Below are 19831 nucleotides of genomic sequence, written 5' to 3'. Positions count from 1 at the left end.
GGCTGGAAGCACTCCGCCCACGATACGCCGGCGTTGCGCTGGCCGGGATCGTGGACGGTAAGCCCGGAGCAATGATCCTCAGCGGGGGAGCTTGAGGTTGTTCCAGAGCGCCAGGCTGGGTTCAGCCTGGTTCAGGGTGTAGAAATGCAGACCCGGTGCGCCGCCTTCCAGGAGACGTTCGCACATGTCGGTGATGACCTGCTCACCAAAGGCCTGGATGCTGGCGATGTCGTCGCCGTAGGCTTCCAGTTGCTTGCGAATCCAGCGGGGGATTTCCGCGCCACAGGCGTCGGAGAAGCGGGCCAGTTTGGTGTAGTTGGTGATCGGCATGATACCCGGTACGACCGGAATGCTGACACCGAGTTTCTCCGCACGCTCGACAAAATGGAAGTAGCTGTCGGCGTTGAAGAAGTATTGTGTGATGGCAGAGTCGGCGCCGGCTTTGACCTTGCGCACGAAATTCGCCAGATCATCCTCGAAATTGCGCGCTTGCGGGTGAACTTCCGGATAGGCGGCAACTTCGATGTGGAAGTGGTCGCCGGTTTCGGCGCGGATGAATTCCACCAGTTCGTTGGCGAAACGCAGTTCGCCGCTGGCCATGCCCATGCCCGAGGGCAGGTCGCCACGCAGGGCGACGATGCGACGGATGCCGGCGTCCTTGTAATGGGCCAGCAGGGCGGAGAGCTCGGCCTTGGTGTCGCCGACGCACGACAGGTGCGGGGCCGTCGGCACCTGCACGTCGCCGTCCAGCTGCAGCACGGTGGTCAGGGTGCGGTCGCGGGTGGAGCCGCCGGCACCGTAGGTGCAGGAGAAGAAGTCGGGCTTCTTCGCTGCCAGCTGGCGCGCGGTGGCCAGCAGTTTTTCATGGCCGGCTTCGGTCTTGGCGGGGAAGAACTCGAAGCTGAAACGGCGATCTTTCTGACTCATGGTCGTTCCTTCGGCGCCACATCATTGCGCGGCTGCCGGCATGTGCCGTCGACTTCAGAAGTAACGGCGATAATGGTCTATCTTCGTGCGCAGTCGCTCGGCGCTGGGCTCGTGCACATGGCCGAGGACGGCCAGGATACGCTGCGACTCCCCATGGTATTCGGCGATCTTGCTCCGCGCCCAGGTCGAGGGTGGCGGCTGCAGGTTGGTGATCCGGTCACACAGCTTGACGATCGCATATTGCTGCGCGCCGGTTGCCAGCCTTTCGAGGTAGGTATCGAATGACAGCTTTTCGCCATTCACCACCTTGCTCAGGCGTTGGGCGCCCTCGGCGACGAACTCGCCGAAATCCGTCTGCAGTTCCTCGAAGGGCACCGGGGTGTCCTCGAGTACGTCGTGCAGCAGTGCAATCTGGACGGTCTCCGCCAGGCGCTCGATGGGCGCTTCGCGGTCGGCCGCCATCACTTCGTTGGCCACCATCGCCAGGTGGACCGCGTAGGGCAGCGTCGAGGCGGTCAGCGTCTGCCCGGCGTGCGCGCCGGCGGCGAAGATCCAGGCCTGGTTGTAGCTGTCCTGCAGGTCCATGCAAGGTTTCCAATGGCAAAGAGGGCAGACGATTGCTCGTCTGCCCTCTGGTACATCAGTAGCGGTAGGTGTCCGGCTTGAACGGGCCTTCCACGGTCACGCCGATGTACTCGGCCTGTTTCGGGGTCAGCTGGGTGACGACGCCACCGAAGCCTTTCACCATCTCCAGGGCCACTTCTTCGTCCAGCTTCTTCGGCAGTACTTCGACGGTCAGGCGCTGGGCCTTCTTCTCGGCGGAGAGGTCGGCGTACTTCTGCTCGAACAGGAAGATCTGCGCCAGTACCTGGTTGGCGAAGGAGCCGTCCATGATGCGGCTCGGGTGGCCGGTGGCGTTGCCCAGGTTCACCAGACGGCCTTCGGCCAGCAGGATCAGGTAGTCGTCGTTGGCCGGATCGAAATCGCCAGCGCCGGTGCGGTGGATCTTGTGCACCTGCGGCTTGACCTCTTCCCAGGCCCAGGTCTTGCGCATGAAGGCGGTGTCGATCTCGTTGTCGAAGTGGCCGATGTTGCACACCACGGCGCGCTTCTTCAGCGCTTTCAGCATGCCCGCGTCACAGACGTTGACGTTGCCGGTGGTGGTGACGATCAGGTCGATCTTGCCCAGCAGGGCGGCGTCAACGCTGGCTTCGGTGCCGTCGTTCAGGCCGTTCTTGTACGGGGAGACCAGCTCGAAGCCGTCCATGCAGGCCTGCATGGCGCAGATCGGGTCGATTTCGGAAACCTTCACGATCATGCCTTCCTGACGCAGCGACTGGGCGGAGCCCTTGCCCACGTCGCCGTAGCCGATCACCAGGGCCTGCTTGCCCGACAGCAGGTGGTCGGTGCCGCGCTTGATGGCATCGTTCAGGCTGTGACGGCAGCCGTACTTGTTGTCGTTCTTGCTCTTGGTCACAGCGTCGTTGACGTTGATCGCCGGGACTTTCAGGGTGCCGGCCTTGAGCATGTCGAGCAGGCGGTGAACACCGGTGGTGGTTTCTTCGGTGACACCGTGGATGCGCTCGAGCATCTGCGGGTATTTCTTGTGCAGGATCTCGGTCAGGTCACCGCCGTCGTCCAGCACCATGTTGGCGTCCCACGGCTGGCCATCCTTGAGGATGGTCTGCTCAATGCACCACTCGTACTCCTGCTCGGTCTCGCCTTTCCAGGCGAACACCGGGATGCCGGCGGCAGCGATGGCGGCAGCGGCCTGATCCTGGGTGGAGAAGATGTTGCAGGAGGACCAGCGCACTTCGGCGCCCAGCGCAGTCAGGGTCTCGATCAGCACGCCGGTCTGGATGGTCATGTGGATGCAGCCGAGGATTTTCGCGCCCTTGAGCGGCTGGCTGGCGGCGTACTTGCGGCGCAGGCCCATCAGAGCCGGCATTTCGGACTCGGCGATGATCAGCTCGCGGCGGCCCCAGGCGGCCAGGGAAATGTCGGCGACTTTGTAGTCAGTAAAAGCAGCGCTCATGTGTAACTCCATTCGTTGTCTGCGAATGGGCGCCGTTGATGCGTTTGGCGATCGGCGGCAGCCGACCGTGACGCGCCCTGTTCGAGCCTGACAAGCCGAAGCGAATCGACCTGCTGCAGCGCCCCTCGGACAGGTGGCGGGAACGACCGGACAGCGCCGGCCGTTATTGAAGCTCGCGGATTATAGCCATGGCGCATGACAAGCCAAAGGCTTTTGGTCGTGTTCGCGCAGTGGATCGCGACCGGGATCCCCGTCGCGCCCGCGCCAGGGGCCGTGAAAACCCTGGCGCGGGCGTCGTTGCGGGGATCGGTGGCGTCCGCTGGAGCGGGCGCCGATGGTCAGTTGTAGGGCGTATAAAGCGGTGCGCTTTATCTGCCGCTTCTGGCTTCAGAGCCGACGGACGGCGGATAACGCTCGAGGCGTTATTCGCCCTACGGGGACGTCAGATCACGCCGTCCTCGCGCAGCTTGCCGATGGCTGCCTGGTCCAGGCCGAGCACGCCTTCGAGGATTTCCTGTGTGTGCTGGCCGAGGGTCGGCGGGGCGTTGCGGTATTCGACCGGGGTCTCGGACAGGCGGATCGGGCTGGCGACCTGCGGCACCGTGCCGGCCAGCGGGTGCGGCAGGTCCACGCGCAGCCCGCGAGCGATGACCTGCGGATCGGCGAACACCTGGGCCAGATCGTTGATCGGCCCGCACGGCACGCTGGCGTGTTCCAGCACGGCGATCCACTCGGCGGTGGTGCGCATCACGGTGGCCTGGCGGATCAGCGGGATCAGCACCTCGCGGTGCGCCACGCGCGCCTGGTTGGTGGCGAAGCGCTCGTCGGTGGCCCACTCCGGGTGGCCCGCCAGCTCGGCGAACTTGCGGAACTGGCCGTCGTTGCCGACGGTGAGGATCAGGTCGCCGTCGGCGGTGGGGAAGTCCTGGTACGGCACGATGTTCGGGTGCGCGTTGCCCAGGCGACGCGGCGGGTTGCCGGTGGTCAGGTAGTTCAGGGTTTGGTTGGCCAGGCAGGCGACCTGCACGTCCAGCAGCGCCATGTCGATGTGCTGGCCGATGCCGCTGACATCGCGGTGGGCGAGCGCGGCGAGGATCGCGGTGGACGAGTAGAGGCCAGTGAGGATGTCAGTCAGTGCTACACCCACTTTCACCGGGCCGGCGCCTTCCTCGGCGTCGGAGCGCCCGGTCAGGCTCATCAGGCCGCCCAGGCCCTGGATCATGAAGTCGTAGCCGGCGCGCTTGGCGTAGGGGCCGAACTGGCCGAAGCCGGTGATCGAGCAGTAGATCAGCTTCGGGTTGAGCGCTTTCAGCGACTCGTAGTCCAGGCCGTAGGCCTTCAGCCCGCCGACCTTGAAGTTCTCCAGCACGATGTCGGCCTTGGCGGCGAGTTCGCGCACCAGGCGCTGGCCTTCGGGCTGGGTGAAGTCGATGGTCAGGGATTTCTTGTTGCGGTTGGCGGACAGGTAATAAGCCGCTTCGCTGGTGTCGCGGCCGTCGGCGTCCTTGAGGAACGGCGGGCCCCAGGCGCGAGTGTCGTCGCCGCTGCCGGGACGCTCGATCTTGATCACTTCCGCGCCGAGGTCGGCGAGGATCTGCCCGGCCCAGGGGCCGGCGAGAACGCGGGAGAGGTCGAGGACACGAATGTGCGAAAGGGCGCCGGACATGCAATCACCTGCAGCTTGGATAGGGGCGGGGAGGACGCGGTGCGGGGACTCCACGGTCCTCCCCGGGGCCTCTCGGGCGAGAGGTAAAGCGTGCGCTGGCCCAGGCGGGCCAGCGCGGGGCATTGCTTAGAAGAACGCCTGGATGCCAGTCTGGGCGCGGCCGAGTATCAGCGCGTGGACGTCGTGGGTACCTTCGTAGGTGTTCACCACTTCCAGGTTGACCAGGTGGCGGGCGACGCCGAACTCGTCGGAGATGCCGTTGCCGCCAAGCATGTCGCGGGCCAGGCGGGCGATGTCCAGGGCCTTGCCGCAGCTGTTGCGCTTCATGATCGAGGTGATTTCGACGGCGGCGGTGCCTTCGTCCTTCATCCGGCCCAGGCGCAGGCAGCCTTGCAGGGCGAGGGTGATGTCGGTCTGCATGTCGGCCAGTTTCTTCTGGATCAGCTGGTTGGCGGCCAGCGGGCGGCCAAACTGCTTGCGGTCCAGGGTGTACTGGCGAGCGGTGTGCCAGCAGGCTTCGGCGGCACCCAGGGCGCCCCAGGAGATACCGTAGCGGGCGGAGTTCAGGCAGGTGAACGGACCACGCAGGCCGCGCACGTCCGGGAAGGCGTTTTCTTCCGGGCAGAACACGTTGTTCATCACGATCTCGCCGGTGATCGAGGCGCGCAGGCCGACCTTGCCGTGGATCGCCGGGGCGGACAGGCCTTCCCAGCCTTTTTCCAGGACGAAGCCGCGGATCTGGCCTTCGTCATCCTTGGCCCAGACCACGAAGACGTCGGCGATCGGGCTGTTGGTGATCCACATCTTGGCGCCGGTGAGACGGTAGCCGCCGTCGACTTTCTTGGCACGGGTGATCATCGAGCCCGGGTCGGAGCCGTGGTCCGGCTCGGTCAGGCCGAAGCAGCCGATGTATTCGCCGCTGGCCAGTTTCGGCAGGTATTTCTGCTTGGTGGCTTCGTTGCCGAATTCGTTGATCGGCACCATCACCAGGGAGGACTGCACGCTCATCATCGAGCGGTAGCCGGAGTCGATGCGCTCGACTTCGCGGGCGATCAGGCCGTAGCACACGTAGTTCAGGCCGCTGCCGCCGTATTGCTCGGGGATGGTCGCACCGAGCAGGCCGGTTTCGCCCATCTCGCGGAAGATCGCCGGGTCGGTCTGCTCGTGGCGGAAGGCTTCCAGTACGCGCGGGGCCAGCTTGTCCTGGGCGAACTGCTGGGCGCTGTCGCGCACCATGCGCTCTTCTTCGGTGAGTTGCTGATCCAGCAGCAGCGGATCTTCCCAGTTGAAGCTTGCTTTGGTCGCCATGGAGAACCTCGAACGCAGACAGTGAAAGACCCGCACAAGTCTAGGCGGGCTCGGTGTGGGCCATCCTAGTCAGCCGTCGGGAAGCGGGGCAACCGATTAATTCGCACGCTGTTGTGCTATTTTGTCACTCCGTAATTGCTGGGCTGCTGCTGGATTTTGCCTGCTCGCCTCTATTTCAGGCGTTCATGGCGATTCCTGTGCATCACGATATTCCGAAGAGGCATTCGATGCGACGCAAGATCCCGACCACCGCGGCGCTGGTCGCCTTCGAGTCCGCCGCCCGCCACGAGAGCTTTACCAAGGCCGCCGACGAGCTGTCGCTGACCCAGAGCGCCATCTGCCGACAGATCGCCACGCTGGAGGAGTTTCTCGGCGTCGAGCTGTTTCGTCGCTCGCGGCGCGGGGTGAAGCTGACCGAAGCGGGGCTCAACTACAGCCGCCGTGTTGCCCAGCGCCTGGATGCCGTGGAGCGCGACACGCTGGCAGTGATGGGGCAGCAGGGCGGCGGTACGCTGGAGCTGGCGGTGGTGCCGACCTTTGCGACGCAATGGCTGCTGCCACGGCTGAAGGACTTCAAGCGCCTGCACCCGGAAGTCACGGTGAACATGACCAACCGCACCCGGCCCTTCCTCTTCGCCGACACCGAGTTCGACGCGGCGCTGTATTTCGGCGACGGCGTGTGGTCCGGCACGGTGGCCAACTTCCTCATGCACGAGAACCCGGTGCCGGTGTGCAGTCCCGAGCTGCTGGGTGGGTGCCGTGAACTGTCCGCCGCGCAGATCGCCGAATTGCCCTTGATGCAGCAGACCACCCGGCCCTACGCCTGGCGCCAGTGGTTCGGTTCGCTGGGCATGAGCGTGGCGCACGACATGAGTGGCACGCGCTACGAGTTGTTCTCCATGCTCGCCCAGGCGGCGATGCACGGCATGGGCGTGGCGCTGATCCCGCCGATGCTGATCCAGCACGAGTTGGCCGACGGACGGCTTATCGTGCCGATGCAACATGCCTATTTGAGCGAAAATGCCTATTACCTGATGATTCCCGAGCGCAAGGTGGAATCGGCGACCCTGGGCGCTTTTCGCGATTGGCTGGTGGATGAAGCCGCCCACTACCGCGCCGAAGCCGGCCTCGGCTGAACACCTGCTGCGCGTCGGCATAACTGCGTTGGAAACAGACTAAAAAATGCTCATTTACAGAACGTAAACTCCGCTTTTTCAGCCTGTTCCCGCCTTGTTCTGCTCTAGCTCGCAAGATGTTGAACAGGTCTGAGTCATGGCAAGTTATCTGGCGCCGGACTGGTCCAGACTTGCACAGCCGGCGGGGCTTTCCCCGTCATCGCGCTCACGAGGCGCAACCTCCCAAGAAGGAGCTTCCATGAATTTCCACACCCGCAAATGGGTCAAGCCTGAAGACCTCAACCCGAACGGTACCCTGTTCGGCGGCAGCCTTCTGAAATGGATCGACGAAGAAGCGGCGATCTACGCCATCGTCCAGCTGGGCAACCAGCGCGTGGTCACCAAGTTCATCTCGGAGATCAACTTCGTCAGTTCCGCGCGCCAGGGCGACATCATCGAGCTGGGCATCACCGCCACCGAGTTCGGCCGCACCTCGATCACCCTGACCTGCGAAGTGCGCAACAAGATCACCCGCAAGAGCATCCTCACGGTGGACAAGATGGTCTTCGTCAACATCGGCCCCGATGGCCAGCCGGCGCCGCACGGCCGTACCGAGATCAAGTACATCAAGGACCAGTTCAAGGACGATGCCATTCCCCAGCCCTGATGGCTGGCTCGCCAAGGTGATTGCCTGCGTGCCCGGAGCCAAGCCGAACCGCGGCGAAAACCTTTGCATTTGCGTCGATTGAATGTGAGCCTGTGCCCGCCCACGGCGGGCATGGGCCGACGCTGCTCCCCGCCGATCCAGCAGTACTGCATTCAGCAGAATGTTCCTGCAGAACAATGACCGGGGAGAGACCATGCACACCACTTTCGCATCCGCGCTGCGCCAACTGGCCGTGGCCACCTGCGCCAGCCTGCTGCTGGCCGGCGTCGCGCACGCCGCCGCGATCAAGGCCGACACCAAGCCCGAGGCCGGCACCTTCAAGATGGGCATGCAGCCCTGGCTGGGCTACGGCCAGTGGTACGTCGCCGAGCAGGCTGGCGCCTTCAAGGCCAACGGCCTGGAGCAGGTCGAGCTGGTCAACTTCACCGAAGACAAGGACATGAACGCCGCCCTGGCCAGCGGCCAGATCGACGGCGGCAACCTCGCCACCCACACCGCCATGGCCATGGTCGCCGCCGGCCTGCCGGTGAAGATCGTCCTGTTGCTGGACCAGAGCACCAGCGCCGACGCGCTGATCGTCGACCCGTCGATTAAGACCCTGACCGATCTCAAGGGCAAGCAGGTCGCCTATGAAGAAGGCACCACCAGCGACATCCTCCTGCACAGCGCCCTGCGCAAGGCCGGCCTGACCCTCGCCGATGTGCAGCCGGTGCCGATGCCTGCCGCCAACGCCGGCAGCGCGCTGATCGCCGGCCAGGTCCCGGCCGCCGTCACCTACGAGCCGTACCTGTCCGCCGCCAAGCAGCAGAACCCCAAGGTCAACCTGCTGTACAAGGGCTCGGATGACCCGGGCATCATCAGCGACGTGTTCGTGGTGCGCGACGAAGTGCTGAAGGAGCGTCCCGGCCAGGTGCTGGCGCTGATCAAGAGCTGGGAAGCGGGCCTCAAGCACTACACCGAGAAGAGCGCCGAAGGCCGTGCCGCCATCGCCAAGGGCGTGGGCGCCGACGAGTCCGAACTCAGCAGCGCCTTTGACGGCGTGCACTTCTACTCGGTGAAGGAGAACCAGGCCGAGCTGAAAGGCTCCTTCCAGAAAGGCTCCTTCGAGCACATCCAGAAGGCTGCCAGTGAAGCGGGCATCCTGCAGCAGCCGGTCACCCCGGCACAGGCCATCGACGCGCGCTTCGTCGAGGCCCTCTGACTCTCTGAAACACCACGCGCGCCGGCCCCGAGCCGGCGCGCGTCTTTCTCCGTTCGACGAGCCCGACATGAAAGCCCGCAAATCCAACCCGCTGTTCACCATCGGCAAGCCGATCGCGCAGCGCCATTTCCTGCTCATCGGCGGCGCCGTGTTCGTCCTGCTGGCGCTGCTCTGGTGGCTGGCCGGCGCCAGCGGCGCGGTGCCGAAGATATTCCTGCCGGCGCCCGGCGACGTCTGGGCGCGCATGCTCAAGCTGGCCGCCGATGGCACGCTGTGGTCGGACCTGAAGGTCAGCGTGTATCGCATCGCCGTGGCCTTCCTGGTGTCCTCGGCGATGTCCATCGTGATCGGCGTCTTCGCCGGCTGCTACGGCTTCTGGAAAGCCGCCACCGAGCCGCTGGTGGACTTCGTGCGCTACATGCCGGTGGTCGCCTTCGTCCCGCTGACCATCCTCTGGGCCGGCACCAGCGACTTCCAGAAATTCCTCATCATCTGGATCGGTACCTTCTTCCAGCAGGTGCTGATGGTGATGGACGCGATCAAGCGCGTGCCGGCGGACTTCGTCGGCCTGGGCCGAACGCTCGGCATGCCGGATCGCCGAATTCTCCTGAAGATCGTCCTGCCCAGCGCATTGCCGGGTATCTGGGACGCCCTGCGGATCAGCCTCGGCTGGGCCTGGACCTGGCTGGTGCTGGCTGAACTGGTGGCGGCGACTTCGGGCCTGGGCTATCGCATCACCGTGTCCCAGCGCTTCTTCCAGACCGACACCATCATCGGCTACATCCTGCTGCTCGGCTTCCTCGGCCTGATCACCGACCAGGCCATGCGCGCCGGCGAGAAGGTCCTGTTCCGCTACAACCGGAGGCGCAACTGATGGCGACTTTGGAAATCTCCGGCCTGAACAAGAGTTTCGCGGTCGGCCAGTCGCGCCGCGAGGTGCTGCGCAACATCGACCTGACGCTGGCGGACAACGAGTTCGTGTCCATCGTCGGCACCTCCGGCTGTGGCAAGAGCACGCTGCTGTCCATCGCCGCCGGCCTGGAAGAGTTCGACAGCGGCAGTGTGAAGGTCGACGGCGTGCCGATCACAGGGCCGGGCCTGGACCGTGGCGTGGTGTTCCAGTCCTACACCCTGCTGCCCTGGCTCACCGCGCGGCAGAATGTCGAGTTCGCCCTCAAGGCGGCCGGCATGTCCCGCGCGCAATGCCGTGAGATCGCCGACGAGCACCTGGAGCTGGTGAAGCTGACGAAGTTCGCCGAGGCCTACCCGAATGAGCTGTCCGGCGGGATGAAGCAGCGCGTGGCGATTGCCCGTGCGCTGTCGTACCGGCCGAAGATCCTGCTGATGGACGAGCCCTTCGGCGCGCTGGATGCCATGACCCGCCACCAGATGCAGGAGCTGCTCACGCGCATCTGGGAAACCCACCGGCTGACGGTGATGTTCGTCACCCACGACGTGGAAGAGGCGGTGTACCTGTCCGACCGCATCGTGGTGATGGGACTCGGGCCGGGGCGGATCAAGACCACCTTCGACGTGAAGCTCGGCCGCCCGCGCCACGAGGACATGGCTGCCAGCGCCCAGTTCATCGACCTGCAGCGCCAGGTGCTGCGCTCGATCCGCGAGGAAGAGCAGGGCGTCTCCGCCCTCTGAGGGCCCTGGTTTACCAGCGGCCGGAGGCCCCGCCGCCGCCGCTGGAACCACCGCCGCCACGGAAGCCTCCACCGCCGCCGCCACCTCCACGCCCGCCGCGGCCGATCGAGCTGATGATCGTCATGAGCAGTTGCAGCACGCCCATGGTCAGCCACATCGGCGGCAGGAAGAAGATGTACAGCACCAGCGGGATCGTGAAGGCGCCGATCAACTGCTGTTGCAGCGCGGCGGGATTGACGTCGCTGACCAGCAGCACGCCAGCGGCGATGCCGCCCACCAGCACGCTGCACAGCAGGTAGCGGCCCATGCTGCGCTGGCGCATCCAGGACACCGGCAGCAGCATGCCCAGCAGCGGCACGCCGACCAGCAGGCCGAGTAGCGCTGCCAGGCGGGTGGGCGGGATTTCCTCGGCGGCCGTCGCGTTGCGGTTCGAGTAAGCGTCGCTGTAGTTTTCCGCCGGGCCGGTATGCGGCAATTCGTCTTCGCTGCCGTCCGGCGTGGTTGCGGCGGAGGGCGGCTCGATCAGCGCGATCAGACTGTCGACGCCGGCCTGGATGCCGCCAGCGAAGTCGCCTTTCTGAAAGAAGGGGACGATCTGTTCGCGGATGATCCGGCCGGCCTGCACGTCGGTGATGGTGCCTTCCAGCCCGTAGCCGACTTCGATGCGCAGCGTACGGTCATTCTTCGCAACCACCAGCAGCACGCCGTCATCGACACCCTTGCGGCCCAGCTTCCATTGCTCGAAAGCACGCACCGCGTAGTCCTCGATGCTGTCCTCGCCAGTGGTGGGAACCAGCAGTACGGCGATTTGCGCGCCCTTGCGTTGCTCCAGGCCGGCGAGTTGGCTTTCCAGCTGCGCGCGCTGCCCGGCATCGAGGGTCTGGGTGAGGTCGGTGACGCGGGCGCTGAGCGGCGGAATGGCGACCGGCGCCGCCTGCAGCACGACCGCCCAGCACAGCAGCAGGGCGGCCAGCAGCCAGCGCGGCAAGGTCATTGTGCGGGCTGCGCCGGCGCGTTGCCGAAGTCCACTTTAGGCGCGGTGGAAATGGCGGCTTCGTTCTCGACGCTGAAGTTGGCCTTGGGCTTGTAGCCGAAGATCTTCGCGGTGATCACCTGCGGGAACTGGCGAATCATCACGTTGTATTCCTGCACGGCCTTCACATAGCGGCCACGGGCGACAGTGATGCGGTTCTCGGTGCCCTCGAGCTGGGTCAGCAGGTCCTTGAACAGGCCGTCAGCCTTGAGCTGCGGGTAGTTTTCCGAGACCACCAGCAAGCGTGACAGCGCCGAGCTGAGCTGCCCCTGGGCCTGCTGGAAGCGCTTGACCGCTTCCGGGTCGTCGAGCTGGTCGGCATTCAGGGTGGTGCTGCCGACCTTGGCGCGGGCCTCGGTCACCTGGGTCAGCACGCTGGCTTCATGGGCGGCGTAGCCCTTCACGGTGCTGACCAGGTTGGGGATCAGGTCGGCGCGGCGCTGGTACTGGTTGAGCACTTCCGACCAGGCGGCCTTCACGCCTTCGTCGCCGGATTGCATGGCGTTGTAGCCGCAGCCGGAGAGCAGGGTGACGAGGATGTAAGCGGTCAGGAACTTGATCAGGCGTGGCATGGCAGAGGCTCGTGCTGGCGAAAAGGCCCAGTCTAGGCCAGTTATGGCTGAGGAGGCAGGTGGAAATGTCCGAAACAGCCAGCGCTTGCCCGGCATGGGGTGGCTCAGGGTAGAATTGATCTGGTCTATACCAGGAGTTCGTTTTCGTGCTTGCCACTACCCTGGTGCTGCTGGCCGCCCTGCTGCACGCTACCTGGAACACCCTCGTCAAGTTCAGCAACGACCGCCTGCTGGTGGTTGCCTGCATGGACATGGTCGGCCTCGCCGCCGCGCTGCTCCTGCTGCCCTGGATCGAGATTCCTCCTGCCGAAGTCTGGCCCTGGCTGCTGGCCGCCGTGTCGTTGCAGCTGGTCTATCGCGTGCTGCTGATCCAGGCCTACAAGGTCGGCGACCTGGGTTTGGTCTATCCGCTGATGCGCGGGCTGTCGCCGCTGGTGGTGCTAGCGCTGACCCTCTACTTCGGCGGCGAGCACCTGACCGGCAAGCAGATCCTCGGTATCCTGCTGATCCCGGTCGGCATGCTGTTCCTGCTCAAGGGCGGCGGCGGCTCGAAGCTGCCGTGGATCGCCTATCCCACCGTGCTGCTGATGGGCCTGTGCATCGGCAGCTACACCTGGACCGACGGCAACGCGCTCAAGCTCTGGCCCAAGCCGCTGGACTACCTGGTTTGGCTGTCGCTGCTGTCGGGCCTGCCATTTCCGCTGGTGGCGCTGTGCGGGCGCACCCGAGCCTTCGCCAAGTTCTGGATCAACGACTGGAAGCTCGGCCTGAGCGTCGGTTTCTGCGTGCTGCTCAGCTACGGGCTGGTGCTCTGGGCCATGCAGCTGGGCTCCATCGCCGAGGCCGCCGCGCTGCGCGAGACCAGTGTGCTGCTGGTGGTGCTGTTCGGCATGCGCTTCCTCAAGGAACCCTTCGGCCTGCCGCGTCTGGCGGCGTGCAGCCTGGTGTTGGCGGGCATGCTGGTGATGAAACTCTGAGGATTGGCTCGCGCTACGGAGCAACCCGCCAAGCCGGTCAAGGACGCAGCGTGCGGCGATGACCTAAGCTGCGCGCTTTCCCCTCGACGAGAGTCCCGCCATGCCCATTGCCTTCTGGTGCGTCCTGATCGCGATCTTCCTGCCTTACGTCGGCACCAGCATCGCCAAGTTCACTGGCGGCGGCTTCGGCCCCCGGCAGAACCACGACCCGCGCACCTTCCTCGCCAGCCTGGAGGGCTATCGCAAGCGCGCCAACGCCTTCCAGATGAACAGCTTCGAGGTGACCCCGGCCTTCGCCGCGGCAGTAATCATCGCTTACGTGGTGAACAATGCCGAACCCGCCACCATCGACCGCCTGGCCATCGCCTGGGTCACCAGCCGCCTGCTCTACCTGATCTTCTACATCGCCGACCTGGCGATGCTGCGCTCGCTGGCATGGTTCCTCGGCATGGCGTTGATCATCGCGATCTTCGTCGTTTCCGCCTGACCCGAGGCTGCCTGAACGGCAGCTGAACGAATGGCACGGCGCTGCGGCGGATGGCCGCAGCGACCGGCGCGCGGTCTGGATCATTCGGGGAACGGGGCGGATAATCCGGCGCTTCCGTGTCTGGCCGTCCTACAAGAGTCCCCCATGAAGTTGAAGACCCTGCTCGTTCTGCTGCTGGCCGGTACCGCGCTTGCCGGCTGCCATCGCCTGGACCCCAACTCGCCGGAGTACAAGCGCCAGGCGGTGTTCAAGGAGATGCTCAAGACCAGCGAGGACATGGGCGGCATGTTGCGCGGGCGAATTCCCTTCGACGCGGACAGGTTCCGGAGCAATTCGACCAAGCTGGGCGAACTGGCCGACAAGCCCTGGCAGTACTTCCCCACGACCCAGCCGCCAGCTGACAAGGTGGAAAGCGACGACACCCGCGCCAAGGCGGAAATCTGGCAGCGCCAACTGGAGTTCCAGGCCGACGCCAAGACCTTCGAACAGGCCGTCCGCGCCCTGGGCGAAAACACCCGCAATGCCGCGCCGACGCCTGAAGGCGTGCGCAAGGACTTCGCCGCGGTGGAAGACGCCTGCGAAGCCTGCCACAAGAAATTCCGCGCGCTCTGACGGGCGCTTTCTTGTAGGGTCGAGCTGACTCGCGAACGAGCCAGTTCGATCCTACAGGTTCACTCCTCCAGTTCGCGCTTGGCCTGCTCCAGTTCGGCGCGGGCTTCGGCCAGCTTGTCCTTGCGCTTCTCGATCTTCTCGGCGTCACCCTTGTTCATCGCCTTGCGCAGGTCCTTCTCGCGCTGGGCGACTTCCTTCTCCGCGTCCAGCACATTCTGCTTGCGCTCCTGCGTGAGGCTGGCGTCGGTGCAATAGGTCTTCACCTTCTCCAGGGCGGTCTGCAGGCCGGCGATGCGGTTGCCGTTGCCTTGGGCCTTGGCCTGTTCGAGCTGGGTTTCGAGAGCGGCGCGCTTGGCGGCGCAGCCGGTCAGCGGTTGCCCGGACGTCTCGGCGGCGAGTAGCGGGCTGGCGCAGCCGAGGGCGAGAACGGCGGCCATCAGGGCAGAGCTTCGGAACATTTTCGGAGTCCTTGGTTACCAAACACTATGACGTTGGAGTCAACGGCTAGAGTTTGCCATGGACGGGAGCGCCAGGGGCTGCCCCAGGGCAATGCCTCCGAATCTGGCCCGGACTCGCAAGGCCCGCCGGGCGGGCAAGGAGAAGCGGTATGCGGGTGGCGATGCGGATCGTGCAGGGGCTCATCGCGCTGCTGGTACTGGCGCTGCTGGTGGGCGGTTGGTGGTACGTGCCCGGCGAGCTGATACAGCGACCAACGCTGACCGGCAGCAGTGAGGATGCCTCGCTGCGCCAGGGGCAGCGACGCCGCAGCTACGTGCTCTACGTGCCGCAGAAGTTGGCCGAGCGCCCGGCGCTGCTGGTGGTGCTGCACAGCTCGCAGAGCAACGGCGAGCGCATGCGCCGCGACAGCGGCTACCGTTTCGACGCGTTGGCAGATCGCGACGGTTTTCTGGTGCTCTACCCCGATGGTTTCGAGGGCCATTGGAACGACTGCCGGCGGGTCGCCTCCTACAGCGCCCGGCAACTGAACATCGATGATGTCGGCTTTCTCTCGGACATGATCGCGCGCCTGCAGCGCGAGCGCGGCGTCGATCCCGCGAGGGTGTTCGTCACGGGCTATTCCAATGGCGGGCAGATGGCCTTGCGGATGGCGGCGGAAGCGCCGGACAAGGTCGCTGGCGTCGCCGCCGTGGCTGCCAGCCTGCCGAGCGCCGACAACGACGCCTGCCGTCCCGCCGAGCAGCCCAGGGCGGCGTTGTTGATGAATGGCACGCGGGACCCCATCAATCCCTACGCGGGTGGCCGGGTCACGCTGTTTGGCTTCGGTGATCGCGGCAACGTGCTCTCTGCCGAGGACTCTGCTCTTGCACTGGCGCGGCGCAACGGCCAGGGAGGCGAGCCGCAGGTGGATAAGCTGACCCAGCCGGGGCCGGTGTGGACGCAGCGCCAGCGCTGGGCTGCCGGCGACGGGCCGCCCGTGGAGCTGGTGACGGTGTTTGGTGGAGGGCACCTGATTTCGCAGCCGCTTTACCGGCCGCCGCGCATGCTTGGCCAGGTCGACCCGCAACTGGATGGGCCGGCTGAAATCTGGCGGTTCTTCAGCGAGCTATCACCTGGCGAGCAGCCGTTCTAGAGTTCGATCACCCGACAGGGATCGAAGCCGCTGTCCTCGCCGGGGTAGGCGCCGGGGTTGGCGACGATGCGGCCCCGGCCGACCTGGTAGTCCAGGCATTCGTGAACGTGACCGTGGATCCACAGGTCACAGCGCTCGACCAGTGATTCCAGGTTGGAAGCGAAGGCCGGCGACAGCGCATCGCCCACGTAATGCGGAGGAATCGAGCGCGCGCTGGGTGCGTGGTGGGTGACCACCACCGTGGGCCCGGCAAAGGGCTGTGCCAGTTCCGCCTCCAGCCACCGACAGGTCGACGCGCAGATATCGGCGCTCATGCCTGGGGTGAAGGGTTGGGCGAAGTAGTCGATCGTACGGAAGTCCGGCATGAGTAACTGGGCCTGCTCGTAGGCCAGTTCCGACGCATGCGCGCCATAGAGCTGAAAGTCGGTCCACAGCGTGGCGCCAAGGAAGCGTACGCCGCCCAGGACCACGGCGTCCTTTTCCAGAAAGTGGATATTCAATGCCTGCGCCAGATTGCGCATGGCCTGGGTCAGTTCGGGCAAGTCTGAGTGATAGAACTCGTGGTTGCCGGCGACGTAGATGATCTCGCTATCAGGAAATTCCTCGCGCGCCCAGTGCAACCCCTGCAAGTGTTCGTGGATATCTCCGGCAAGTACGACGATGTCCGACACAGTCTGCGGCAATTGGCGATAACCGTTGGGAAAGTGCTCGTGATGGAGGTCGGAAAGAACGCGAAGGCGCATGGTTGTTTTTATATTTGCCGTAGGAAAGTGCCGAGCATAACGAAGGATGATGCGTTTGACATGGATCATGGCATCACCGGTACGACCCTAAAGGCCCTTCGAAATTAAGGGATAATTCAGAGGAACCCTTCAGCTTCCATGTGGGTGCACTAAGTCAGTGCTCCAAGGAGAAGTCATGAAACTCATCTGGATCGTACTGTTGGCCGTGGCGGCCACCTTTGGCCTCGCCCTGTTCGTCGACCCGCCGGCGACGCTGGATATCTGGGTCGTGCGCAAGCAGGCCATTCTCTTCACTGGCGTCGCGTCATTCGCGCTGATGTCGCTGATCATGCTGCTGGCGGTGCGCCCGGTGTGGCTGGAGAAGCCCCTCGACGGCCTCGACCGCATGTACCGCGCGCACAAGTGGGCGGGCATCCTGGCCATCGTGCTGGGCCTGCTGCACTACCTGATGGAGCTGGGTGGGCCGCTGCTCGCCGAGTTCATCGCCAAGCCGGCCAAGGGGCCGAGGGTGGAAACCTTCCTCGACGTATTCCGCGGCTCGGCCAAGGACCTGGGCGAGTGGTCGGCCTGGTTGCTGGCGGCGATGCTGGTCATCACGCTCTGGCAGCGCTTCCCCTATCACTTGTGGCGCTATGTCCACAAAACCCTCGCCGTGGTCTATCTGGTGCTCGCCTTCCATGGCGTGGTGCTGGCGCCGGCGGGCTACTGGGCGCAACCGGTCGGCTGGCTGGTGGCACTCTGCGCCGCGGTGGGCAGCCTCTGTGCGCTCTGGTCGCTGACCGGGCAGATCGGCCGCCGGCGCACCCATGAGGGTGTCGTGGTCGCGGTCGACCGCCCAGGCGAGCGAATGCTGGAAGTGACCTGCAAGCTGCAGGGGCGTTGGCAGCACCGTGCCGGGCAATTTGCCTTCCTCACCTGCAATCGCCTGGAAGGCCAGCATCCCTTCACCATTTCCAGCGGCGACCTGGGCAACGGCGAAGTGCGTTTCAGCATCAAGGCATTGGGGGACTACACACAGCGCCTTCAGGATGGACTGAAGGTGGGAGACCCGGTGAAGGTGGAAGGGCCGTACGGCCGCTTCGACTTCCGCCGCGACAAGGGCGAGCGGCAGGTCTGGATCGCCGGTGGTATCGGCATTACACCCTTCCTGGCGTGGCTCGACTCACTGCAGGCGCGGCCGGATGACAGCCCGGAGGTGACGCTGCTGTACTGCGTGCGCTCGCCGTCCGATGCCATCTATGCCGGCCGCCTGCGTGAGTTGTGTGCGAAATTGCCGCGTATCGATCTGCGTGTGCATTACAGCGAGAGCGAAGGTTACCTGCAGGCAGCCGATCTGGGTCTGCAGCCCGGTGTAGGAGGGCGGTGGCCGAGCGTGTGGTTCTGCGGCCCGCAGGCGCTGGCCGAACTGCTGCGCCGTGACCTGCGCCGCCAGGGCATGCCGGGCAACCGCTTCCACCAGGAAGCCTTCCAGATGCGCTGAGGCGCTCAGAAGCCGGCAACGCCGAGGTCGTGCAACTGCTCGCGCAATTGCACGACTGCCGGCGCTTTGAAGAAGGCTTCCAGTTGTGCCGCGCGCACCTTGCCTATGCCTGGTTGCATCTGCCACTGCACTGCGTCGCGGGCGGCCAGCGCGGGCCAGTCGTCTCCCGCGGGATGGGCGTTGGGGGACGGTGCACCCAGTGCACGCAGCCAGGTAGCGAACGATCGCCGGCGAGCGAGCTGGAACTGCTGGTGCAGACTCGCTGCACTTCGCTCTCCGAGTCCGGGAACCTGGCTCAGTTGCTCTGGCGTCAGCGTCATCCAGGCGAGTATCCCCGTCAGCAGCCCGGCTTCGTGCAGCTTGCTCCAGGTGCCCGGTCCGACACCGGCTAGCCCCAGCCCGCTCTTTCCGCTGAGCCACTCCAGGCGGGCGAGGAACTGTTCCTCGCAGCCCTCGATGGGCTGCCAGCAGGAGAGGGCGTTGAACTGGCCGTCTTCTGGCGCGGCTATTTGGGGGCGATTCGGCGAGCGCCAGACCACGCCGTCCAGGCGAGGAATGGTCAGTCCGGCGAGGGCGATGGCGACCTGGTCGCCAGGGCGGATGTCCAGGCTGCGCCAGCGTTTGAGCGAGCCGACGCCGACGCGCTGGATGGTTCGTCCGTCCAGCTCTACCGGGGCCAGATGCAGCACAGGTGTCACCCGGCCACTGCGGCCGACCTTGAACGCCACGCGACGAACCTCCGCCAGTGCCTGTTGATGTGGATACTTCCACGCCACCGCCCAGCCCGGCGCCTGTGCACTCCAGGCCTTGCCCGGTGGCCGGCGGCCCTGGCGGATGACAATGCCATCGCTGGCGAAGGGCAGCGGCTGGCGATACCAGCGTTCGCGCCAGGACTCGATTTCAGATTGCCCAGCCACCGGTACGGTCAGGTCGGCGCTGTCATCGAATCCCAGCTGGCGCAGTCGTGCCAAGCGATCCGGCATTTTCACCGGACCCTCCGGCAGCTCCCAGACGAACAGACCGATCTGTGTGCCTTGGTCGCCCAAATCCTTGCGGGCCATCAGGCCGGCGACCTTGCCGCGGGCACCCGAACCGCCCTGCAACGCTTGCACATGCTGTGGCAGTCGCCAGTACAGCTCGCCTTGCAGCACCAGATCGCCTGGTTCGCCGGGTAACTGCCTGGGGATAGCATCGATTCGTTGCGCGTTGGCGGTCCAGTCCTGCCCGGCGCTGCCGTCGCCGCGGCTGATTGCCTGGATGAAGCGACCGTCGCGGTAGATCAGCGTGACCGCTACGCCGTCGACCTTGGGTTGCGCCCAGAGATCGGAGCGGTTGGCCAGCCAACTGCGCACGGCCGAGGCATCGGGAAGCTTGTCGAGGCCGGTGTGGGGGAAGGGGTGGCGAATCGTCCCCGCGCTGCTGGCCAGCGGTGACTCGGGGGCAACACGGACTTGAGGGAAGCAGTCCCGCCACTGCGCCAGTCGTTCGCGTGCCTGGTCGTAAAGCTCATCGGCCACGGGGGACCTTCCGTCCCGGTGGTAGGCGTCATCCCACTGCGTCAGCTGCCCGCGGAGTGCCTCGATCTGTCGAGGCACCTGCTCGGCCGGCCAGTCGGGGCAGGCACGAACGGTAAGAGGAAGGCAAAGCAGCAAGGTGATGACGAGGCGGAGCATGGCGAGAGACCGTGCAGTGGAAACCCGCAAGGCTAGGAGCCGAAAGCGGCGATTGATGCCGGAATGAGCGTGGATTTTTCGCCAAGGCTTGTGG

General features: G+C 65.2%; 20 protein-coding genes and 1 riboswitch. Of the genes, 10 read left to right on the top strand and 10 right to left on the bottom strand.

Annotation, left to right across the window (positions count from 1 at the left end; all coding sequences use genetic code 11):
- Positions 1-78: 78 nt before the first annotated feature.
- The 5 genes from metF to PNI01S_RS17035 all read right to left on the bottom strand — a co-directional run bounded on the left by metF (position 79) and on the right by PNI01S_RS17035 (position 5936).
- Positions 79-927 (bottom strand): methylenetetrahydrofolate reductase [NAD(P)H], encoded by an 849-nt coding sequence (gene metF, locus PNI01S_RS17055; protein WP_024764178.1) that lies wholly within the window; start codon positions 925-927, stop codon positions 79-81.
- 54 nt (positions 928-981) lie between these two features.
- Complete coding sequence (locus tag PNI01S_RS17050; protein ID WP_024764177.1) at positions 982-1512, bottom strand: HD domain-containing protein; 531 nt, start codon at positions 1510-1512, stop codon at positions 982-984.
- A 55-nt stretch (positions 1513-1567) separates the two neighbouring features.
- Positions 1568-2974, bottom strand: a complete 1407-nt coding sequence (ahcY, locus tag PNI01S_RS17045; RefSeq protein ID WP_024764176.1) for an adenosylhomocysteinase — start codon at positions 2972-2974, stop codon at positions 1568-1570.
- Positions 2975-2982: 8 nt separating this feature from the next.
- A riboswitch (S-adenosyl-L-homocysteine riboswitch) is annotated at positions 2983-3095 on the bottom strand.
- A 309-nt stretch (positions 3096-3404) separates the two neighbouring features.
- A complete protein-coding gene (locus tag PNI01S_RS17040) occupies positions 3405-4628 on the bottom strand; it encodes a CaiB/BaiF CoA transferase family protein (protein ID WP_065327942.1) in 1224 nt (407 codons plus the stop codon).
- Between the two features lie 126 nt (positions 4629-4754).
- Positions 4755-5936, bottom strand: coding sequence for an acyl-CoA dehydrogenase (locus tag PNI01S_RS17035; protein ID WP_038803335.1), 1182 nt, complete (start codon positions 5934-5936; stop codon positions 4755-4757).
- Positions 5937-6163: 227 nt separating this feature from the next.
- Here PNI01S_RS17035 and PNI01S_RS17030 point away from each other — a divergent pair, with 227 nt between their 5' ends.
- From PNI01S_RS17030 to PNI01S_RS17010, 5 genes are all read left to right on the top strand, one after another.
- Positions 6164-7072 carry a LysR family transcriptional regulator gene (locus tag PNI01S_RS17030; protein ID WP_084358670.1) on the top strand — a complete coding sequence of 303 codons (909 nt, stop codon included), beginning with the start codon at positions 6164-6166 and terminating at the stop codon, positions 7070-7072.
- Positions 7073-7310: 238 nt separating this feature from the next.
- Positions 7311-7718: an acyl-CoA thioesterase gene (locus PNI01S_RS17025; RefSeq protein ID WP_015479269.1), complete on the top strand. Its 408-nt coding sequence runs from the start codon at positions 7311-7313 to the stop codon at positions 7716-7718.
- Positions 7719-7911: 193 nt separating this feature from the next.
- Positions 7912-8919, top strand: a complete 1008-nt coding sequence (locus tag PNI01S_RS17020) for an ABC transporter substrate-binding protein (RefSeq protein ID WP_084358680.1) — start codon at positions 7912-7914, stop codon at positions 8917-8919.
- A 67-nt stretch (positions 8920-8986) separates the two neighbouring features.
- On the top strand, positions 8987-9793 hold the full coding sequence (locus PNI01S_RS17015) for an ABC transporter permease (protein WP_045215900.1): 807 nt from the start codon (positions 8987-8989) through the stop codon (positions 9791-9793).
- Positions 9793-10569, top strand: a complete 777-nt coding sequence (locus tag PNI01S_RS17010; protein WP_084358669.1) for an ABC transporter ATP-binding protein — start codon at positions 9793-9795, stop codon at positions 10567-10569. Before PNI01S_RS17015 ends, PNI01S_RS17010 begins: the two co-directional genes overlap by 1 nt.
- Positions 10570-10579: 10 nt before the next feature.
- Here the strand turns inward: PNI01S_RS17010 and PNI01S_RS17005 are convergent, their stop codons facing one another.
- Positions 10580-11563, bottom strand: coding sequence for a TPM domain-containing protein (locus PNI01S_RS17005; RefSeq protein WP_065327939.1), 984 nt, complete (start codon positions 11561-11563; stop codon positions 10580-10582).
- Positions 11560-12174 (bottom strand): LemA family protein, encoded by a 615-nt coding sequence (locus PNI01S_RS17000; protein ID WP_037011389.1) that lies wholly within the window; start codon positions 12172-12174, stop codon positions 11560-11562. The genes PNI01S_RS17005 and PNI01S_RS17000 overlap by 4 nt, the downstream gene beginning before the upstream one ends.
- 146 nt (positions 12175-12320) lie before the next feature.
- Between PNI01S_RS17000 and PNI01S_RS16995 the strand changes: the two genes are divergently transcribed.
- The 3 genes from PNI01S_RS16995 to PNI01S_RS16985 all read left to right on the top strand — a co-directional run bounded on the left by PNI01S_RS16995 (position 12321) and on the right by PNI01S_RS16985 (position 14250).
- Positions 12321-13151, top strand: coding sequence for an EamA family transporter (locus PNI01S_RS16995; RefSeq protein ID WP_084358668.1), 831 nt, complete (start codon positions 12321-12323; stop codon positions 13149-13151).
- A gap of 100 nt (positions 13152-13251) precedes the next feature.
- Positions 13252-13638, top strand: a complete 387-nt coding sequence (locus tag PNI01S_RS16990) for an MAPEG family protein (RefSeq protein ID WP_024764168.1) — start codon at positions 13252-13254, stop codon at positions 13636-13638.
- A gap of 144 nt (positions 13639-13782) precedes the next feature.
- Positions 13783-14250, top strand: a complete 468-nt coding sequence (locus tag PNI01S_RS16985; RefSeq protein ID WP_084358667.1) for a c-type cytochrome — start codon at positions 13783-13785, stop codon at positions 14248-14250.
- A 59-nt stretch (positions 14251-14309) separates the two neighbouring features.
- Here the strand turns inward: PNI01S_RS16985 and PNI01S_RS16980 are convergent, their stop codons facing one another.
- Positions 14310-14708, bottom strand: a complete 399-nt coding sequence (locus PNI01S_RS16980; RefSeq protein WP_024764166.1) for a DUF1090 domain-containing protein — start codon at positions 14706-14708, stop codon at positions 14310-14312.
- Positions 14709-14857: 149 nt separating this feature from the next.
- Here PNI01S_RS16980 and PNI01S_RS16975 point away from each other — a divergent pair, with 149 nt between their 5' ends.
- Positions 14858-15841: a CE1 family esterase gene (locus PNI01S_RS16975; protein WP_084358666.1), complete on the top strand. Its 984-nt coding sequence runs from the start codon at positions 14858-14860 to the stop codon at positions 15839-15841.
- Here PNI01S_RS16975 and PNI01S_RS16970 read toward each other — a convergent pair.
- Complete coding sequence (locus PNI01S_RS16970) at positions 15838-16584, bottom strand: metallophosphoesterase family protein (RefSeq protein WP_024764164.1); 747 nt, start codon at positions 16582-16584, stop codon at positions 15838-15840. The genes PNI01S_RS16975 and PNI01S_RS16970 overlap by 4 nt on opposite strands.
- 175 nt (positions 16585-16759) lie before the next feature.
- On the opposite strand from PNI01S_RS16970, the gene PNI01S_RS16965 reads away from it, so the two are divergent.
- Entirely contained in the window at positions 16760-18064 is a 1305-nt protein-coding gene (locus PNI01S_RS16965; RefSeq protein ID WP_024764163.1) for a ferredoxin reductase family protein, read from the top strand.
- Between the two features lie 5 nt (positions 18065-18069).
- Here PNI01S_RS16965 and ligB read toward each other — a convergent pair whose 3' ends face one another.
- Positions 18070-19737, bottom strand: a complete 1668-nt coding sequence (ligB, locus tag PNI01S_RS16960) for an NAD-dependent DNA ligase LigB (protein ID WP_065327933.1) — start codon at positions 19735-19737, stop codon at positions 18070-18072.
- Positions 19738-19831: the final 94 nt, after the last annotated feature.

Origin of the sequence: Pseudomonas nitroreducens NBRC 12694, assembly GCF_002091755.1 — a bacterium.
GTDB lineage: Bacteria > Pseudomonadota > Gammaproteobacteria > Pseudomonadales > Pseudomonadaceae > Pseudomonas > Pseudomonas nitroreducens.
Note: the sequence above shows the minus strand (reverse complement) of the source record. Positions and strands in the feature narration are given on the sequence as shown.

What these genes read in the sequence shown, in the direction of transcription:
- metF (WP_024764178.1), bottom strand. Translation starts at nt 927, where the DNA reads ATGAGTCAGAAAGATCGCCGTTTCAGCTTCGAGTTCTTCCCCGCCAAG.
- PNI01S_RS17050 (WP_024764177.1), bottom strand. Translation starts at nt 1,512, where the DNA reads ATGGACCTGCAGGACAGCTACAACCAGGCCTGGATCTTCGCCGCCGGC.
- ahcY (WP_024764176.1), bottom strand. Translation starts at nt 2,974, where the DNA reads ATGGAGTTACACATGAGCGCTGCTTTTACTGACTACAAAGTCGCCGAC.
- PNI01S_RS17040 (WP_065327942.1), bottom strand. Translation starts at nt 4,628, where the DNA reads ATGTCCGGCGCCCTTTCGCACATTCGTGTCCTCGACCTCTCCCGCGTT.
- PNI01S_RS17035 (WP_038803335.1), bottom strand. Translation starts at nt 5,936, where the DNA reads ATGGCGACCAAAGCAAGCTTCAACTGGGAAGATCCGCTGCTGCTGGAT.
- PNI01S_RS17030 (WP_084358670.1), top strand. Translation starts at nt 6,164, where the DNA reads ATGCGACGCAAGATCCCGACCACCGCGGCGCTGGTCGCCTTCGAGTCC.
- PNI01S_RS17025 (WP_015479269.1), top strand. Translation starts at nt 7,311, where the DNA reads ATGAATTTCCACACCCGCAAATGGGTCAAGCCTGAAGACCTCAACCCG.
- PNI01S_RS17020 (WP_084358680.1), top strand. Translation starts at nt 7,912, where the DNA reads ATGCACACCACTTTCGCATCCGCGCTGCGCCAACTGGCCGTGGCCACC.
- PNI01S_RS17015 (WP_045215900.1), top strand. Translation starts at nt 8,987, where the DNA reads ATGAAAGCCCGCAAATCCAACCCGCTGTTCACCATCGGCAAGCCGATC.
- PNI01S_RS17010 (WP_084358669.1), top strand. Translation starts at nt 9,793, where the DNA reads ATGGCGACTTTGGAAATCTCCGGCCTGAACAAGAGTTTCGCGGTCGGC.
- PNI01S_RS17005 (WP_065327939.1), bottom strand. Translation starts at nt 11,563, where the DNA reads ATGACCTTGCCGCGCTGGCTGCTGGCCGCCCTGCTGCTGTGCTGGGCG.
- PNI01S_RS17000 (WP_037011389.1), bottom strand. Translation starts at nt 12,174, where the DNA reads ATGCCACGCCTGATCAAGTTCCTGACCGCTTACATCCTCGTCACCCTG.
- PNI01S_RS16990 (WP_024764168.1), top strand. Translation starts at nt 13,252, where the DNA reads ATGCCCATTGCCTTCTGGTGCGTCCTGATCGCGATCTTCCTGCCTTAC.
- PNI01S_RS16985 (WP_084358667.1), top strand. Translation starts at nt 13,783, where the DNA reads ATGAAGTTGAAGACCCTGCTCGTTCTGCTGCTGGCCGGTACCGCGCTT.
- PNI01S_RS16980 (WP_024764166.1), bottom strand. Translation starts at nt 14,708, where the DNA reads ATGTTCCGAAGCTCTGCCCTGATGGCCGCCGTTCTCGCCCTCGGCTGC.
- PNI01S_RS16975 (WP_084358666.1), top strand. Translation starts at nt 14,858, where the DNA reads ATGCGGGTGGCGATGCGGATCGTGCAGGGGCTCATCGCGCTGCTGGTA.
- PNI01S_RS16970 (WP_024764164.1), bottom strand. Translation starts at nt 16,584, where the DNA reads ATGCGCCTTCGCGTTCTTTCCGACCTCCATCACGAGCACTTTCCCAAC.
- PNI01S_RS16965 (WP_024764163.1), top strand. Translation starts at nt 16,760, where the DNA reads ATGAAACTCATCTGGATCGTACTGTTGGCCGTGGCGGCCACCTTTGGC.
- ligB (WP_065327933.1), bottom strand. Translation starts at nt 19,737, where the DNA reads ATGCTCCGCCTCGTCATCACCTTGCTGCTTTGCCTTCCTCTTACCGTT.